The organism is Natrinema salifodinae (assembly GCF_900110455.1).
Taxonomy (GTDB): domain Archaea; phylum Halobacteriota; class Halobacteria; order Halobacteriales; family Natrialbaceae; genus Natrinema; species Natrinema salifodinae.
Genome location: NZ_FOIS01000005.1, coordinates 45290 through 61812, shown reverse-complemented (window position 1 = coordinate 61812; position 16523 = coordinate 45290). Strand labels below are relative to the sequence as shown.

Annotated in this window: 12 protein-coding genes and 4 pseudogenes; 5 read left to right on the top strand and 11 right to left on the bottom strand. The window is 61.3% G+C overall.

Going from position 1 to position 16523, the window contains the following annotated elements:
- Positions 1 to 84: 84 nt before the first annotated feature.
- The 4 genes from BMY29_RS18510 to BMY29_RS18495 form a co-directional block, all read right to left on the bottom strand.
- The gene (locus BMY29_RS18510) at positions 85 to 348 is read right to left on the bottom strand and encodes a lipoyl domain-containing protein (RefSeq protein ID WP_049989130.1); all 264 of its coding nucleotides are present in this window, start codon (positions 346 to 348) and stop codon (positions 85 to 87) included.
- Entirely contained in the window at positions 345 to 1397 is a 1053-nt protein-coding gene (locus BMY29_RS18505) for an alpha-ketoacid dehydrogenase subunit beta (protein WP_049989129.1), read from the bottom strand. Before BMY29_RS18505 ends, BMY29_RS18510 begins: the two co-directional genes overlap by 4 nt.
- Entirely contained in the window at positions 1397 to 2410 is a 1014-nt protein-coding gene (locus BMY29_RS18500; protein ID WP_049989128.1) for a thiamine pyrophosphate-dependent dehydrogenase E1 component subunit alpha, read from the bottom strand. Before BMY29_RS18500 ends, BMY29_RS18505 begins: the two co-directional genes overlap by 1 nt.
- A gap of 922 nt (positions 2411 to 3332) precedes the next feature.
- A complete protein-coding gene (locus BMY29_RS18495; protein ID WP_049989127.1) occupies positions 3333 to 3596 on the bottom strand; it encodes a hypothetical protein in 264 nt (87 codons plus the stop codon).
- A 980-nt stretch (positions 3597 to 4576) separates the two neighbouring features.
- On the opposite strand from BMY29_RS18495, the gene BMY29_RS18485 reads away from it, so the two are divergent.
- Positions 4577 to 7597 carry a PAS domain-containing sensor histidine kinase gene (locus BMY29_RS18485; protein ID WP_049989125.1) on the top strand — a complete coding sequence of 1007 codons (3021 nt, stop codon included), beginning with the start codon at positions 4577 to 4579 and terminating at the stop codon, positions 7595 to 7597.
- A 258-nt stretch (positions 7598 to 7855) separates the two neighbouring features.
- Here the strand turns inward: BMY29_RS18485 and BMY29_RS18480 are convergent, their stop codons facing one another.
- Together BMY29_RS18480 and BMY29_RS21510 are read right to left on the bottom strand one after the other, a co-directional pair.
- Entirely contained in the window at positions 7856 to 8365 is a 510-nt protein-coding gene (locus BMY29_RS18480; RefSeq protein WP_049989124.1) for a hypothetical protein, read from the bottom strand.
- Positions 8365 to 8904, bottom strand: coding sequence for a winged helix-turn-helix domain-containing protein (locus tag BMY29_RS21510; protein WP_173424869.1), 540 nt, complete (start codon positions 8902 to 8904; stop codon positions 8365 to 8367). Before BMY29_RS21510 ends, BMY29_RS18480 begins: the two co-directional genes overlap by 1 nt.
- A gap of 359 nt (positions 8905 to 9263) precedes the next feature.
- Here BMY29_RS21510 and BMY29_RS21260 point away from each other — a divergent pair, with 359 nt between their 5' ends.
- Both BMY29_RS21260 and BMY29_RS21625 read left to right on the top strand, forming a co-directional pair.
- Entirely contained in the window at positions 9264 to 9419 is a 156-nt protein-coding gene (locus tag BMY29_RS21260) for a hypothetical protein (protein WP_173424868.1), read from the top strand.
- Positions 9420 to 10149: 730 nt separating this feature from the next.
- A pseudogene (locus BMY29_RS21625) lies at positions 10150 to 10707 on the top strand (urease accessory protein UreF); the annotation flags it as partial.
- A gap of 43 nt (positions 10708 to 10750) precedes the next feature.
- Here the strand turns inward: BMY29_RS21625 and BMY29_RS20730 are convergent.
- The 4 genes and pseudogenes from BMY29_RS20730 to fni all read right to left on the bottom strand — a co-directional run.
- A pseudogene (locus BMY29_RS20730) lies at positions 10751 to 10906 on the bottom strand (IS6 family transposase); the annotation flags it as partial.
- A 55-nt stretch (positions 10907 to 10961) separates the two neighbouring features.
- Positions 10962 to 11724: pseudogene (locus tag BMY29_RS18465) on the bottom strand (MBL fold metallo-hydrolase).
- Between the two features lie 84 nt (positions 11725 to 11808).
- A pseudogene (locus BMY29_RS21750) lies at positions 11809 to 12315 on the bottom strand (helix-turn-helix domain-containing protein); the annotation flags it as partial.
- Between the two features lie 203 nt (positions 12316 to 12518).
- Entirely contained in the window at positions 12519 to 13601 is a 1083-nt protein-coding gene (gene fni, locus BMY29_RS18455) for a type 2 isopentenyl-diphosphate Delta-isomerase (protein WP_049989123.1), read from the bottom strand.
- Between the two features lie 276 nt (positions 13602 to 13877).
- On the opposite strand from fni, the gene BMY29_RS18450 reads away from it, so the two are divergent.
- Positions 13878 to 14834 carry a hypothetical protein gene (locus BMY29_RS18450; protein ID WP_074854850.1) on the top strand — a complete coding sequence of 319 codons (957 nt, stop codon included), beginning with the start codon at positions 13878 to 13880 and terminating at the stop codon, positions 14832 to 14834.
- A gap of 328 nt (positions 14835 to 15162) precedes the next feature.
- Here the strand turns inward: BMY29_RS18450 and BMY29_RS18445 are convergent, their stop codons facing one another.
- A complete protein-coding gene (locus tag BMY29_RS18445; protein WP_049989122.1) occupies positions 15163 to 15408 on the bottom strand; it encodes a hypothetical protein in 246 nt (81 codons plus the stop codon).
- 427 nt (positions 15409 to 15835) lie between these two features.
- Between BMY29_RS18445 and BMY29_RS18440 the strand changes: the two genes are divergently transcribed.
- Positions 15836 to 16111 (top strand): PadR family transcriptional regulator, encoded by a 276-nt coding sequence (locus BMY29_RS18440; RefSeq protein ID WP_049989121.1) that lies wholly within the window; start codon positions 15836 to 15838, stop codon positions 16109 to 16111.
- Positions 16112 to 16523 lie beyond the last annotated feature (412 nt).

Below are 16523 nucleotides of genomic sequence, written 5' to 3'. Positions count from 1 at the left end.
TTCGAATAGCACTGTTACCCCGCTAGGGCCAGTCCGCTCGACAGCACGGCCCAGCGCGGGATCCAACCGATAGAACGCGGGACGCTACTCGGGTTGCAGCCAGGCGAGCGGTTCCCCTCTCTCGAACTCGGCGTCTTCGTCGAGGGTGATTTCGGCGAGCGTACCGGTTACCGGCGCCGGAACGTCGATGCTCACCTTCTCGACCTGGAACTCGCAGAGGGTCTCGCCCTCCTCGACGTCGCTCCCTTCGCTCACGAACCAATTGACGACGACGCCTTCGTCCTCGTCCGCGTCATCCGGCCAGGCGTCGGCTGAATCGACGGCGACGCGGTCGGCGCTCCCGCTCATTCTCGGTCCTGCGATCGAACGGCGCGAACGGCCTCGGTGATATCATCCGTCCCCGGAATGACCTCGTCTTCCATGGGTCGAGCGTACGGGATCGGCACGTCCGGCAGCGCGACCCGCTCGACGGCCTCGAGGTCGTCGAGTCCGTCCTCGGCCACGCTCGCGATGATCTCACCGGTGACTCCATACGAGCGGTAGTCCTCGTCGACGACGACCAGGCGACCGGTCTTCGCGACGGACTCGCGAACGGTGTCGATATCGAGCGGAACGAGCGTCCGAAGGTCGATCACCTCGGCGTCGATCCCGTCGTCGGCGAGCGACTCGGCGGCCTCGAGCGCGCGGTGGACGTGCAGGCCAAGCGTGACGACGGTCGCGTCGACGCCCTCGCGCTTGACGTCGGCGCTCCCGAAGGGGATCGTGTAGTCGTCGTCCGGGACGCCGGTCTTCGGGCCGTCCGGCGCCGGCAGCCAGCCGATCCCCATCAGCCGCTTGTGGAACAGGTAGACGACGGGGTCGTCGTCGCGGATGGCGTTGTGCATGAGTCCCTTCGCGTCGTAGGCCGTCGACGGGACGACGACCTTCATGCCCGGGAGGTGAGCGAAGGTCCCGTAGAGGGTCTGGGAGTGCTGAGCGGCGTCGTTGTACGTCCCGCCGACGGCCGCCGTGAGCACCATCGGGACGTTCACGGTCCCGCCGCTCATGTAGGTGTTCTTGGCCATCTGGTTGTAGATCTGGTCCATGCCGACGCCGAAGAAGTCGACGAACATGAGCTCGGCAATCGGCCGCATCCCCTCCTGGGCTGCACCGACGGCGGCGCCGATGTAGGCCGTCTCGCTGATGGGGACGTCCACGATGCGGTCGCGACCGAATTCTTCGAGGAGGCCCTCGGTGCTGTCGAAGATGCCGCCGTAATCCGCGACGTCTTCGCCCATGTAGAAGACCTCATCGTTCTCGCGCATCTCGTGGGCGATCGCCTCGACCATCGCGCGACTCATGGTCAGCGAGCGGTCCGTCTGCCGGTCGTTCGCTCGATCCTTCTCCTGTTGGGCCATCAGTCGACACCTCCCGTTTCCGCGATCGACGGCTCGCTATCGGTCACGCCGGACGGCGGGTTCACGAACGCATCCTCGTAGGCGTCGTCCGGGTCGGGTTCGGGCTGCTCTTTCGCCCACTCGATGGCCTCCTCGACGCGCTCGTGAGCCCGGTCGCGCAGTTCCTCGATCGTCTCGTCGTCGACGTCGTGTGCGCGAAGGTCGCTCTCGAGTCGCTCGATCGAATCCCGTCGTTCGGCCGCCGCCTGGTCTTCGTCGGGACGGTACCCCTCGGCGTCACCCATGAAGTGACCCATGCGCCGGTGGACCTGGACCTCCAGCAGGCTGGGCCCGTTCCTGTCGCGGGCACGGCCGATGGCTTCGCCGGCGGCCTCGTAGATCGCGACGGCATCGTCGACGTCCACTCGAGTTCCCGGTAAGTCGAAACCGCCCGCGCGCTGGGCGCCGTTTTCGACGTCCGTGACGCGCTCTTTCGGCATGCTGATAGCCCAGTCGTTGTCCTCGACGACGAAGACGACCGGCAGGTTCTGGACGCTCGCCAGGTTGAGCGACTCCAGAAACGCCCCCTGATCGATCGCACCCTCGCCGAGGAACGCGACCGCGACGCTGTCGGTGTTCCGTTGCTTCGCGGCCAGGCCGGCGCCGACCGCGGGCGGGCACCCCTCGGCGATGATCCCGCTACACGCGAACTTGACGTCCGGATCGAAGAGGTGCATGTGGCCGCCTTTGCCCTTGCTGAGACCCGTTCGTCGGCCGAATATCTCGGCCGTCATTCGCTTTAAGTCGACGCCCTTCGCGATGGCGATGTGGTGCGGGCGGTGGGGTGCCGTGACCGTATCGTCGTCCCGGAGGTGCTGACAGACGCCTGCGCCGGAGGCCTCGTGTCCCGCGGCCAGGTGGAGTTCGCCGGGAATGGGCCCGGCGGAGATGTCGAACGCGGGTTGTTTCCCCTCGAGGTATTCCTCCTGCAGCCGCTCCTCGTAGTGACGCGCCGTCACCATGGTCTCGTACATTTCCCGTAATTTGCTAACAGCCACCATGATTCCTGTGGGAGTGATGCGACGGATCACTAAATAACTATTCCACAGTTGAGAGGAACCGACCCGTGAAGCGAGTTCGGGCCGGAGCGACGGCGCTCGAAGCGAGATAATCTCGTCGCAGATCGGAGCGGTGGCTGTAATCGACAGGGACTCTACCGCTATTCGGGCGGTTGCTCATCGAACGGACTGGAAGGAAGCGAAACGGTACGACAGGGAAGCGTGCGCGTATGGCGCGGGTGATGATGATGATGTGGCGCCCTGTCGTATTTCTCCGTACGAGGCTGGGACTGATACCAGTGTCTCCAACGTGTGTTGGCCGCGGAAACTGCCGGCCGGTGGCCGACATCGGAGTCCCCAACCGTCGAACGGTGTGTCAATCGGAAGCGGTGGGTGGATCTGAGATCGTGACGATATGGCCTCTCGTTGGAACGATCCCAGTTACGACGTCGGGTGCGGTGATGTCTCGGATCGGTCGACGACGACCGAATCGCCTCCCGCCGCCGGTGCCATTTCGATGCCGGCACGGATTAACTCTATTGGCCGATTTCGACTGCCTAACACGTCTGGAAACGGCCATTGGTATTCTGGAAACCACCAGCTGATGGAATCGGTCCCGTGACGCTCCGTTTCCGCGAGCCCTCGATCAGGTTAGGTCAACTCCGCGGGAGCGTCGCTCGTACCCGACGGTGGGGCACCGGTCCGTCCTCGGACTAAAAGATCCGAGACAACCTACCAAGGAACCGACCTCGGCCGACTCGAACTCGAAATGAGCGGTGGAAAACTCGCCGAGACGTCCGTCAGGGCGGTACGTGGCGTGTACTTCGAGATCCAATCGACGAGCCTGGTTTCTCCCGTCGTGACGGTCGACTCGGCGGACGGCCGGCTCAGGTACGGGTTAGGTGTCGGTCGTCTCGTCCCAGTCGGTGAGGCAATCCTCGGGTCGCACGTCGCGGATCGCATCGGTCCCGTCGTTCGGGATGTGCTTGAAGCAGCGCGGTTCGTTCCTCGCTTCGGCGATCCACGCCGCATCGTCACCGCAAACCGCGCAGTCGGGAGCGCCGCCGACCCGCAGCGCATACCACCAGCGGAGGTCCTCGATCCGACCCCGTACCGCCGCGCTGAGGCGGTCGAGCGCGCTCGTGGTGCGGCCGTCAGTCATCGGCTCCCTCCCTCCCGGCGTGTCCGTACTCGAAGAGGAGAGCGCTAGACGCCGTCCGGGCGTCGACGCGAGTCGTTCGGTGCGACGAGTCGTAGTCTTCGCATGTCATAGATTCTTACCTCGGAATCTCGGTCGGCGATCCGGGTCGAGAGCGCGGTCGGATCTCTTTCTCGGACACCGACCCGCATAAAGACTCCGTCGGCGTCGGAAACCCGTCCGCGAATCGATTTTCATCGCGGTGGACCGATCGTCGGCCGACTCGCCGACCGCAGCCGACGCTGTTCGCTAATCTGAACCTGACCGGCCAGGCGACCGACGGACTAACGGACTCGAGGTCGGTGGGCGAGACGTCTCTCGTTCCCCGACCGATCACGACGCCCTCAGTGCGCGTGCTGATACCGACGTTTGTCGCGAGCACAGGAGCGCTGTTAGCCATCTTCGGGCTCGGAATACTCGCGGACGTGGGACGCTGGATACTGACCGTCATCGCAGACGGTCTCTCCGCGTATTATATCTGCGGCGGATGTGGAAACGAGGTTTCCGAATTCGAGACAACAAGCCGTCGAGATCTAGAACGCAAGACCGGAACGTGGTACTGTCCGGTCTGCGCGACTACAATCGGCGTTTGATGGCTGTCCGCTGCTTCGTGGCACGGTACGACGGACACCTCTAGATGCGATACCGAACTCTCGAGACCTGTACTCGGCCCGAATCCTCAAGTTCTCGGCCGTGATCTCTCCGCCTGGCTGGTCGGGGAGTGAGACACGGCCTCGGCCGGTCAATTAGGGGACGTCAGGGGACGGCGCAACCAACATCCGTATCCCCTTTCCGGGTGCGCCAGACAGATTTCGAGGACCGTCTCCTGTGCGTACGAACGCGCTACGAACGCGCTGTTGTGTCTTTTTATAAACGTGTCGTACAACGCACGAACACTGGGAGAGCAGCGGGAGGTTTTTCCCCGTCAGCACCGACTAAGAACTATGAGTACTCGAGCGGGCGCGACGGGTCTATTTCGGGGTGATACTGACGACGATACCGCGCTCCATCGATATCAGACGCTCGTCGAGACGATCGACGACGGGATCTACCATCTCGATAGGGAGGGGCACTTCGTGGCGGTCAACGACGTCATCGTCGAGACGACCGGGTACACGCGCGACGAGCTCGTCGGCGAACACGTCTCGGTTCTCCTCGCTGATGCCGATCTCGAACGCATCGAACGCGAAATTGCACAGCGAACCGACGCGACCGCCGACGAGGTCGCGAGCTTCGAACTCGTCGTTAGAGCCGCCGACGGGACGGAAATCCCCTGTGACCTTCGCGTGAACCCGTTGCTAGAAGACGGTGAATTTCGGGGCACGATCGGCGTCGTTCGCGACCGATCCGAGAGACGGCGTCGGCGGGACACGGTCGAATCCGCGGTGGCATCGTACGAGTCGATCACGAGCGTCATCGACGAAGCCGACATCGGCGCCGTCGTTCTCGATTCGGACTTCGAAATCGCGTGGGCCGACGAGACCATCGAGCGGTACTTCGGTCTCGATCGCGAGGCCCTCGTCGGGCGAGACAACCGAACGGTCATCGACGAGGCGATCAAGACTCGGTTCGCGGACCCCGATTCGTTCGCCGAGACGGTCGCAGCAGCGTACGACGAGGGTCGCTACATCGACTCCTTCGAGTGTCGGATCACCGGCGACGGAGCGGAGCTGGCGGACCGGAAGCTCGAGTATCAGAGCAAACCGATCGAATCGGGGGAGTTCGCCGGCGGCCGCGTCGAACTCTACTACGACATCACCGACCAGAAGGAGTCGGAAGGCGCCCTTCAGGAGAGCAAAGCGGAGTTTCAGTCGCTCGTCGACGCCGTCGAGGAGTACGCCATCTTCCGGCTGGACACTGAGGGCCACGTCATTAGCTGGAACAAAGGGGCCCGGAAGATCAAGGGCTACGATCGGGAGGAAATCCTCGGCGAGCACTTCTCGACGTTCTACACCGACGCGGATCGCGCGGCCGGCGTTCCCGAACGGAACCTGGCGAGCGCGACCGAGAACGGCTCCGTCGAAGACGAGGGCTGGCGCGTCCGCGAGGACGGGACCCGGTTCTGGGCGAACGTCACGATCACGTCGCTCCAAGACGCCGACGGCACCCACCAGGGCTACCTGAAGGTAACTCGCGACATGACCGATCGCTGGGAGCACGAGCAGGAGCTCGAAAGCGAACTCCAGCGCATCCTCGGGCGGATCTCCGACGCGTTCTACGCGGTCGACGACGAGTTTCGGTTCACCCACGTCAACGATCGCGCCGCGGAACTCCTCCAGCACTCGGCGGACGACCTGCTCGGCGAGCGCCTTTGGGACGTGTTCCCCAGCGCCGCCGAAATCGACGAAGTCTGGAACGCCTTCCACACGGCACTGGAGACCCAGGAGGCGACCAGCTACGAACTCTACTACGACACGCTCGACTTCCGCGTCGAAGCGAACCTATACCCCTCCGAGACCGGTATCTCGGTGTACTTCCGGGACGTCACCGAACGGAGGGAGCGCGAACGGGAACTCGAACAGACGGAGCGGCGCTTCGAAGCGATCTTCGAAGATCCGAACATCCTCGTCAACCTGTTGGAACCCGACGGAACGGTGCTCGATATCAACGGGACGGCGATGGAGTACGTCGACGCCGACCGCGACGACGTGACCGGAAAGCCCGTCTGGGAGACGCCGTGGTGGAACGGGGACGACGGCATCCAATCCGATGTCAGGGAGTGGACCGAGCGCGCGGCGGCCGGTGAGTACGTCAACTTCGAGGCGGACCTCACCAGGCCGGACGGCGAATGGTACACGCTCAGCGGCGTCTTCAGACCGGTCACGAACGACGACGGCGACGTCGTCTCGATCGTCGTGTCGGATCGGGACATCACGGAGCGAAAGAAGCGCGAACGGCAACTCGAGGAGTCCGAACAGCGCTACCGGACCCTCGCCGAGTACTTCCCGAACGGGATCGTCACCCTGTTCGATCACGAACTCGAGTATACGCTGGCCGCCGGCAAGGGCTTCGAGGAGATTCCCCTCGAACCGGTCGACCTCATAGGAAACAACTTCGACGACGTCTGGCCCGACGGGACGAACGACGCGCTCGAACCGGCGCTTCGGGCCGCGCTCGAGGGCGAGGATCGATCGGTCGAACTCTCCTATGCGGGGCGGGAATGGGTGCTCCACGCGGTGCCGATCACCGACACCCGCGGCGACGTCTTCGCTGGCGTAACGATGGCCCACGACATCACGGAACGCAAGGAGTACCAGCGCAAACTCGAGGAGACGATTTCGCAACTCGAGGAGTCCAACAAGCGGCTCGAACAGTTCGCCTACGCGGCCTCCCACGATCTACAGGAACCGCTGCGGATGGTTTCGAGTTATCTCCAACTCATCGAGCGCCGCTACGCCGACGCCCTCGACGGGGACGGCGAGGAGTTCCTCGAGTTCGCCGTCGACGGCGCCGAGCGAATGCGCGAAATGATCGACGGGCTGCTCGCGTACTCGCGGGTCGAAACGCAAGGCGACCCGCTCGAACCGCTCGATCTCGATTCCCTCCTCGAAAACGTCTTCGAGGACCTACAGCTACAGATCGAAGAAACGGACGCCGAGATCACGGTCGAAGACCTCCCCCGCGTCCGAGGGGACGGCAGTCAGTTACGTCAGGTCTTCCAGAATCTGCTCTCCAACGCGATCGAGTACAACGGGGACGACCCGCCCCGAATTCGCATCGACGCCGACCGGCGCGGTCGAAAGTGGGTCATCTCGGTCGAAGACGACGGGATCGGGATCGATCCCGACGATCAGGACCGCGTATTCGACGTCTTCCAACGGCTCCACAGTCGCGACGAACATCCCGGCACCGGGATCGGCCTGGCGCTCTGTCAGCGGATCGTCGAGCGCCACGGCGGCGAGATCTGGGTCGACTCCGAACCAGGCGAGGGCTCGACGTTCTCGTTTACGCTACGAGATGCCTGACCGGCGAGACCGTCGATCGGCCGTTCGAGCCCGATAGAGGTGGGAGAGCAAAGCGACATATCATCGCGGTTTCCGTTTCCGTCGGGCGCTGCTGCCTGGCGAATCGGCTCCGCGACCGTCTTTCATCACTTCGTCGAGCAAAGAAGCGGGTTCCGTCCTCCCTCAGTTGCCGTGTCTGATTGGTCGCCCTGAGCGCGGTCGATTATTCCGGAGTGAGCGTGTCTTCTGGACGGGATCGGAACGAACGTCGGTAGTAGACTACTCGACCGCGGCGACGGTCGGGTCGAATCCAACGGGTCGCTCGCCGTCCCACTCGACGGCCGAGAGTACAGCCGGGAGGGCGCCGAGTCTGCGTTCTACGACATCGAGCGGGTGCGAGTCGATGAATCGGGCCCGTTGCTGGTCGATAGCCTCCGAGCCGTCGTTCACTTGGCGATGAACTGGCCCGAGATCGGCGTGCGTATCGTCCTGGTGCCAGCCGACCAATGTGCTTCGGTCCGGTTCGATCCAATTGAACCAGTAGTACTCGTACGAGTCGTTCGGCTGCAGTTGGAATCCCACCTCAACCCGGGCAGTCGTCGCGGGATACTCGGCGTCGTCGAGGTACCGCCGCGGGTTCACCTCCCCGACGACGCGGTACTGGCCGGCTTCGCGCGGTTCGGCGCGCCGTCGTTGAACGGTATCGAACTCGTCGCTGAGCCGAGTCCGGATGCGGTCGTGGAGCCGCTTGCTCTGCAAGTTGGTTCGGTTAGCGAGAAAAACGACCATTAGGCGAGTGTCGAGTTCGAGTCCGTCCCGGGCGACGAGAGTTCGACGACATCACTGTACAGCTGGAGGGCGTGCTTCACGAGCCCGAGTTCCGTGTTGATCGACTCCCACGTGGCGATCACATTGCGGCGCTCGCGAAGTTCGGCGGCCGACAACTCGTCTTCGACGAGTCGCTCCCGAAACTCGGAAAGCGAGCCGACGTCGTACTCCGCCGCCAGTTCCTCCCGGTCCGCCGTTAGCTCCGTGAGCCGACTCTCCAGTTCGTCGCGCGTGTGCTCCTCGATCAGGTCGGTCACCTCGTCGAAGAGCATTCGAACGGGGTTCAGGTCGTACGCTTTTGTCCCGTCGATCGTTGTTTCAGTGACCCAGTCGTCGCTTTTCAGCCGTTGTAGTTCATCGTCGGCTGTGGCCCGCGAGACGTCTGCGCGGTCGGCGATCTCCTGTACCGGTGTCGGTTCGTCCAACAACTCGACGACGTGTCGGACGCGCTCGCGCCCGCTCGTGGTCGCCGTCCACGATTCGTGATTCGACTCGGTCATCGTAGTAACCCTTGTCTCCGCCGGCTCAAATAATTTTTCTCGGCTCAAATATTCAAACGGGTGCGCAAGCGACGATGAAGATGCAGACTTCCACGATCAGATTTCCTTTCTACCGTAGCAAACCCCGATATTATAAGTGTATACCAACCTACAATCAAAATAGACGTCGCGCTCCAAACGGTCGCAGGGGGCATGCGCCGAAATGCCCCGGGTGTTGCACCACCCGAGACGCGGCTTCCAACCCGCGAGGGTTTGCAAGCCATGTTTACGTTCATCCTACCGAGATATAAACGTCTCGCACGAGAGTCGTCTCGCACTCGAACAACTGTCGCTCTGGAAGACCACCGTTCGAGGTGCCCATGAGCGAGCAGCCGTCGGCGTCGGACGATCGAGAGGACTCGTCGTTGCCGGTCTGTCCGCGGTGTGGCTCGCGCGCGGTCTTGGTGACCACGCGCGGCCCGATGGAACACGTCGTCTCGCCCTGCGGCTGTCGGATCGGCTCGCCTGGTCTCTGAGAGTCGAACCGAAATCGTCGATCGAGACCACCGGATTCGCATTTTTCGGCCGCTCCTGCGGCAGAGTAGGGGGGGGACAGAGGGTGGAGCAGCCCTCGAATGGAACACGCGTCGACAGGCGTCGGCACGCGTCGGTTTCCGGCATCGTCGCGCGGAGTCACGTCGATTTCGTCGACCTGGCCCCTTTCGAGTAACCGAGCGAACGCACGGCTCGCAGCCGCAGGTTCAAACACCGGTTCAGTAGTATCGAGGGAGGCGTTCCGAAGATACGGACGATCGTCCCGTCCGGTCCCGGTCGACCAGGCGAGCCGTTCGCTCGCTGCTGTATAGCGATCGCGGTAACAAAGACACACCACGGTTCGAATGAACTGGGAATCGGGAAGAAATTGATAACGCTCGCACGAACAGATTCGACTGTCGCGCTCGCCCACGCGCGACAGACCGCGATTCAATCGCCAGCACCCACCCCCACCATCGTCAGACTGGCCGTTGCCAAACCTCGTCGTTGGCGTTCGACATTCCACCTTCCCGCCGCGGTCTTTTTGAGACGACATCCCGCAGACAACGTGAAAACAGCCGGTTAGTCGATAGTCCGAAAGACCCTGTCGTCGAAACTCTCGCCTGGCGGGCCTCGGAACGCGATCGCTGCCACCGAGTTCACCTCTCAGCGGTCAGGTAAACCGGTTCGACAGCCACACGGCGAGACTAACTGGAGTCGGGGATACCGCCGTTCCGCGAAAGTTCGACGAAAGCGGGCGCGAAGCTCTGTGCATTCCTGGGTCCGGACGCGACCGCCTCAGTTTCGGAAACTGCACTTGGCGGCGAAGAACGCGAAACCGCCAGCGGAGACCAGGCCGACGCGACGGCACCCGCGGCCGACGGCGGTGAGCCAGGCGCGCCGAACGAGACGGTGCGGCCCTCGCCGGACCGCCGACTCAAAGACGGGGAGTTCACCGCCGCCTTCGCCGACGCGATAGAGGATGACGCGACGCCTGGCCACTACCCCGTCGTCTTCGGAGTTGTCGCCGCCGAGCGTGGTCTCTCGCGACTCGAGAGCTGTCTTTCGCACGCGTACTCGTTCGTCACGGGGTTGCTCGGTGCGGCACAGCGGCTCGGACGGTTCGGACACACCGAGATCCAGTCGGTGCTCGAAGAGTTCGAGGCAGTGATTACCGCGGGCTGCGAGTGCCACGTCGACGACGACAGTACGGCGATGGCCTCGTTCGCACCGATGGCCGAAATCATGGGGATGCGCCACGAACGCGCCGGCAGGCGGCTGTTTATGAGCTACTCTCGGAGCGCAACAGCGTGTGCCGGACGAGTCGATAGCTCGACTCGAGACAGCCGATCAAGCGAAGAGTTGCTTGTGTCTTCCGAATCGAACACCCGGTCGCGTGGAACTGGACAGCGAACACCCTGACGGGCGTCACCGTCCGCTCACGCTCCGAAGATGCATTAAATTCCGCCGCGTCGCACTCGCTGAACAGATCGCGGTACTCCGCGGGAACTTGTCAGGTACTACGGATTTCGTTCGACCGATGACTACAGAGTGATTTGCTCCCCGTCTTCGGGAACGTGGACGTCCTCAGTCTCCGACCGCAATTCGTCACGCGTGAGGTGGCAGTGGTTGATGGCTTCCATGTGAACGACGGCGACCGTGGCGTCAGTGGCGTCGCGGACAGCAGAGATGTCCTCGACGCCCATCGTGATGGGTTCGCCCTGCTCGAACTGTGTGCTTCGCCGCCGTTGAGGACGACCATATCGGGCTCGAATCGGTCGAGCGTCTGCTCGACCGGCTCGTACCAGATCGTGTCACCAGCGATGTACAGCGTCTCGTCGGCTTCGAAGACGAACCCGGAGACAGGTCCCATTCCCTCGGCTAACTCTCCGTGCCCGTGGCGACCAGGCGTCCGGTGGATGGTGACGCCGTCAAACGATACCTCGCATCGACAGGTCGGACGTCGGTAAAGCCCTCGTCGGCGAAGGCGTCCGCTTCCGCTGACTGACAGAACAGCGGGACGTCCGCCTCGAGTTCTTCTTTCGCCGCTTCATCGAAGTGGTCCGGATGGCGGTGGGTGACGACCACGGCGTCATGGGACAGGTCAACGTCGGGCATCGGGACGAGCGGATTCCGCTGTTCGTTCGCCGTCTCGAGGAACTCCGGGGCCTCCGGGCTATCCGTTACAGTCGGGATGTCACCCGGTGACGCGAACATCGGGTCGACGAGGAACGTCGTATCATTGATGGTCACGAGGACAGTGGCGTTCCGGACGAGACGAACATCGATTTCAGAATTCGTTGGCATACAAGAGTGCATTCGGTGATCAGCGAGTTACGATTTATTTCGAAATATTCCAAGGAGCCATAGCCAGTGAGGGGTACAGTGCATTCACCGAATGAACTCGATGTCCGCAGGGTCAAGAGCGGCGTCACCGTCGACGTTCACCGTATCCGCTGCGAACTGTTGTGCCAACCGCGCTTCGGCCCGATTAAGTCGATACTGAAACGTCGAACTCGGCACGCCGATCTCGTCCGCAATCTCGGCGACCGAATACTGCCGCGGTTCCTCGTAGTACCCGTGTTCAATGGCGGCTTCGAGCGCTGACTTCTATTCGGGTGTGAGGTTACTCTGTACGCGACTGTCTTCGAGTAGGCACGGGGGTTCTCCGAGTCGTTCAACGGTGACGGACAACCCGTCTCGAAGATTGCTACGGATTTCGTCGTGCATCTCTGCTACTGTATCGTCGACGAGCAAACGCCAGCGGAACTGGCCGCCGCGGCGTTCCGAGCGCATAATCAATCCCTCGCCAACGTGCTTTGCGGCGACGAACGGAATCGACCGTGGTCCGTCGCCTTCTCTGCGGAGCGAGTATATTTTCCGCGACTCCGAGTTCGTACCGCTCTCGTTCGGGATTACTGATAGAATTTGAGATAGTTGATAAGCAGTTTACTTGAATAGTGGTTCGTAACAGTAGTAGCGAAAGAAATCTGTGCTCGTTCCGCGTCTAACCAAGGCCAGAGAGTGTATTTCGCGCGTGGTGGAGGCGACGCTGACGATAACCGTCTTGCAGCGGGATCGACCGCCGAAAAAGATCGCTGCTACTCGCTGCTGGTCCGTTGGTCGACGTATTCGCGCGTGTCTCCCTGCAAAACGTACTCCGTTTGCTGAAGGTCCGCGATCGACCCTGACCCGGTGACGAACATTGCCGTCCGCAGTTCGGCAATCAGGTCCTCAATTCGTTCGATGACAGCGTCCGACCCATTTGTGGCCGGTTTCAGGAACGGCTTCGCCAGGCCGCCGGCGACTGCACCTAACGCGATCGCTTTTGCTACGTCTAATCCAGTCCGGACACCACCACTCGCAATCACGCAGTCGTGTTCGGCTACGCACTCGATCGTGCTTGCAGCGGTTGGTATTCCCCACGTCCGGAACAGCGTGCCAATTCGTTTCTGTCGCGGCGCGTTCGCGGCAGCTGCGCGGTAGGCCTCGATCCCGGACCACGTCGTGCCGCCTTTTCCGGCGACATCGATAGCGTCAACCCCTGCTGCGGCCAGCTTTCGAGCAGTCTCTCCGGAAATCCCGTTGCCCGTTTCCTTGACAATGATCGGCACCGAGAGGTCCTCCGCGACTCGTTCGATGGCCGTCAGACAGTTTCGGCCGTTGACGTCGCCTTCCGGCTGGGTAGCCTCTTGAAGGAAATTCAAATGGACTGCGAGCGCGTCTGCCTCGATCATCTCAACTGCGCGCTCGACCGTTTCGAGGTCGTACTCTCGAAGTTGTGCAGCGCCGAGATTGCCGTAGATGAACGCGTCGGGCGCGACATCACGCACAACGGTATACGATTCGAGGACGCTGTCGTCGTCGAGTTCGAGACCGGCTCGCTGGCTTCCGAGCCCCATAGCGATGCCCGTCTCACTGGCAGCGCGAGCTAGCGCCCGATTGATTTCTGTGGTGTTGTGATGTCCACCAGTCATGCTCTCGATGAAGATCGGAGCGGATAGCTCGTGTCCCAGAAACTCGACGGACAGATCGATAGCGTCGTAATGGAGTTCTGGAAGCGCTTCATGGACGAGCTGGACGTCTTCGAAGCCCGTTCCTGAGGTTTCAACGTCTCGCTCCTGGACGATTCGGAGGTGGTCGTCTTTTCGGTCCTCGGTTTCCGACGAACGCTGTTCTGTCATTGTTCTAATTTGCGAAACGGATGGTAAAACAGTACTGTTGTATCCGTTCGTCCTCGTCCTGAATACCTCTGAAATGAAGATGGGCCTGTGCCCGCAACGTGCCCCGTCCGCAGCACACCCGTTGAAATCTATCACCAGCCGGGGGGTTTCAACGAGTCCGACATTACCGCCTTCACGGCCATCATTTGACTTAGTAGCAACTGTTTCGTGTGGAAAACTATCGTATAGTGATACTAAATTGCGGTACCTCTATAGGTCAGTCCTAATACGTTCCCGATGGTGTTGGAGATGGCCAACAGAAATTGCCCGAAGTCAGATGCGGAAAGTGAAGGTAACGCAGCCGAACGTGGATCTTCAGCCGGAATTAGCCGCCGTAAAGCACTCCAAGTCGGCGGGTTCGTCGGTGTCGGTAGTTTGCTCGGCATACCAGGCGCAACGAACGATGTCGCAGCATCGGCGGACGGTTCCGAGCCGAAAGAAGAGATCTACCTCAACTACGACGGGTACGATAGTTGGGACGAGATCTACCGGATGTCGAACGGCTCAGGAGATAATCTCTCACTCGTATCCAGTCCGACGTATTCCGGAGATAGTTCGCTCCAACTCGCCGTTCAAGAGGACGAACACTGGGGAATCAGCACCCACTACGAGTTCGACGACGGACTACTCGAGCTCAACACGCGCGTCACCTTCGCGCTCAACAGCAACTGGGACATGAGCGGTCGAAGCGTCGCCAATTGCCGGCTCTGGAACTGTGCGATGGCCCTGGATCCGGACGGGAACTCCGGTGGCGGAGAACCGGACGGGACGAACGGCTGGAGCAATCGGATGTACGTCTCGAGTAAGGGTACCACCTCAGACGGGCCGTACAACCTGCTTTCGTACACGTACCACATGGACAAATCGCAGGATCACGACTATATCATCGACGGAAACGACTACGTCGTGAAGGAGGTCGATATCCACCCCGGTCGCTGGTACGAGTTCGAATATTACGTTCGCGTAAATACGGTGAGTAACGGCGAGGCGAACAACGACGGTGTCGTGAAATACTGGCTCGACGACGACCTCATCTACGATCGTCAGGACTTGCGGTTCACGGTCGACCTCGACGAGAATATTATCGACTCGAACGGGCCCGTTGGTCACTACGGTGGGGGGTATACCGCCCCGCAAAACCTCTATGCGTACTACGATGAGCATGCGATGGCGCTAGATGGCACGTTCAGCTGAGATTGCCGGATAGAGGGAGAGTACGCGTTATTTTCGGTCGGAGAGCGTACTCTCGTGAACGGGGAATCGCTACGCACACCGCGATCCGAGCGCTTGCTTTCGTACGATACGAAGCTAGTACGACCGGCGCGCACAAGGACGTGTTAGTCGACCGTTCGTGACACGCTGGTTTCTCGGCGTCGGACAGCAACGCTCCCGATGTGCGACCTCACAAGACACCTCCCTGGTAAACGCAGTTGCTAGCGGTATCGTGGTTGTCGTCCGTCGACTACTTCGACCAGGCGAGGGAAATCGGGTTGGTTCGCGACGAGGACGAAGGGGCGGGTGACTACCTGGATAGGTAGGTGCTGAGTAAAAGGACCACGGCGACCCCGAACAGGGACGGAAGCGCCCAGAAGAACTCGGTGACCACCCGATCCGGATCAAGGAAGGCGTTGAGAGTGAGATTTCCCCATCCCACGATCATGAAGAGAAGCAGTGCCGTGAGGCTCACCTGGAGAACGAGAAGCGGGTACGAGACGTCTTCCTCCGGGTTCTCCGCGCGAGATTTCCCGTCCGCCTGGTTCGTCGACATACTCGTTCGAAGGTGTGTAAAACATATAATTGTTATCATGGCACATCCTTCACGGGGGACGGCAAATCGAATGGAGTCGTACGCTCGGTCCGTCAGCGGACGATGAGTTGAAGGAGAGAGGTCGATTGGCAGTTACCGAGAAAGAGACTCGGACGGAGTTCTCAGTGGCAGGCTGTCGGCACGGATATCGAGCCAGCCGGCACCATCATATGCGTTGACAGTAGCGCTTGGGAAAATGTGTGTCAAGCCCCGCCGTGGTACCGCTGTATTAAATGACCGGGAACCGGTAATTTCAAAATCATCAATTGGGAGGTCACGACGGATTCTGCCGGGCGGTGAGACATCGACCAGTCGTAGATGCCATTCGCTATATCCTTTCTTCATCCTATCCCGGAATATTTATACGTCAACAGACTGCAATTCAGATATGTACGATCTCACAGGTTTTCAGCGAGATCTGCTGTACGTGATCGCCGGGCAAGATGAACCACACGGACTCGCGATCAAAGAGGAACTCGAGGACTACTACGAGAAGGAGATCCATCACGGACGCCTCTATCCGAATCTCGATGAAATCGTCGAAAAGGGCCTCGTCGAGAAAGGGCAACTCGATCGCCGGACGAACTACTACACGGTCACAGCCCGCGGCCGTCGTGAACTCGAGGCCCGTCGAGAGTGGGAAAATCAGTACGTCGGCGAATAGCTCGCAGAATCGGAGCCGTAGCAGTTCGATTGCCAGCGCCGAATTATTGACACACTCTACCGTCGCCTGCATTGCTCGGAATCGACGAGTGACTCTCCACGTACTGCCGTTCGTTCGCGGCTTCGCAGTTCGATTTTGAGCAGTGGGTAGCAGAAAGACCGGAAAGCGACCGCTAATTGAGTCGGCTTCCGGTCAGGTGAGCCGGCTTCCGACCGTGTCCAAGCGAGATGGCGAACGCTATAGCAACCGTGCGGTCACGACCGTGGACGACCTCGGAGGGGCAACGAGACCTGCTGTACATGCTCGCTGGCACTGCCCTCCCATCCGGACTGGACATGGGGGAGTTCGGGCTTCACGATGAGACGCACGCTCGAAGGTGTCGATATCTGCTCCGCGTTCGGGACGGCTCCCT

Bases quoted from the DNA above. Each gene is read 5' to 3' on its own strand.
- BMY29_RS18510 (WP_049989130.1), bottom strand. From the start codon at position 348: ATGAGCGGGAGCGCCGACCGCGTCGCCGTCGATTCAGCCGACGCCTGG.
- BMY29_RS18505 (WP_049989129.1), bottom strand. From the start codon at position 1,397: ATGGCCCAACAGGAGAAGGATCGAGCGAACGACCGGCAGACGGACCGC.
- BMY29_RS18500 (WP_049989128.1), bottom strand. From the start codon at position 2,410: ATGTACGAGACCATGGTGACGGCGCGTCACTACGAGGAGCGGCTGCAG.
- BMY29_RS18495 (WP_049989127.1), bottom strand. From the start codon at position 3,596: ATGACTGACGGCCGCACCACGAGCGCGCTCGACCGCCTCAGCGCGGCG.
- BMY29_RS18485 (WP_049989125.1), top strand. From the start codon at position 4,577: ATGAGTACTCGAGCGGGCGCGACGGGTCTATTTCGGGGTGATACTGAC.
- BMY29_RS18480 (WP_049989124.1), bottom strand. From the start codon at position 8,365: ATGGTCGTTTTTCTCGCTAACCGAACCAACTTGCAGAGCAAGCGGCTC.
- BMY29_RS21510 (WP_173424869.1), bottom strand. From the start codon at position 8,904: ATGACCGAGTCGAATCACGAATCGTGGACGGCGACCACGAGCGGGCGC.
- BMY29_RS21260 (WP_173424868.1), top strand. From the start codon at position 9,264: ATGAGCGAGCAGCCGTCGGCGTCGGACGATCGAGAGGACTCGTCGTTG.
- fni (WP_049989123.1), bottom strand. From the start codon at position 13,601: ATGACAGAACAGCGTTCGTCGGAAACCGAGGACCGAAAAGACGACCAC.
- BMY29_RS18450 (WP_074854850.1), top strand. From the start codon at position 13,878: ATGGTGTTGGAGATGGCCAACAGAAATTGCCCGAAGTCAGATGCGGAA.
- BMY29_RS18445 (WP_049989122.1), bottom strand. From the start codon at position 15,408: ATGTCGACGAACCAGGCGGACGGGAAATCTCGCGCGGAGAACCCGGAG.
- BMY29_RS18440 (WP_049989121.1), top strand. From the start codon at position 15,836: ATGTACGATCTCACAGGTTTTCAGCGAGATCTGCTGTACGTGATCGCC.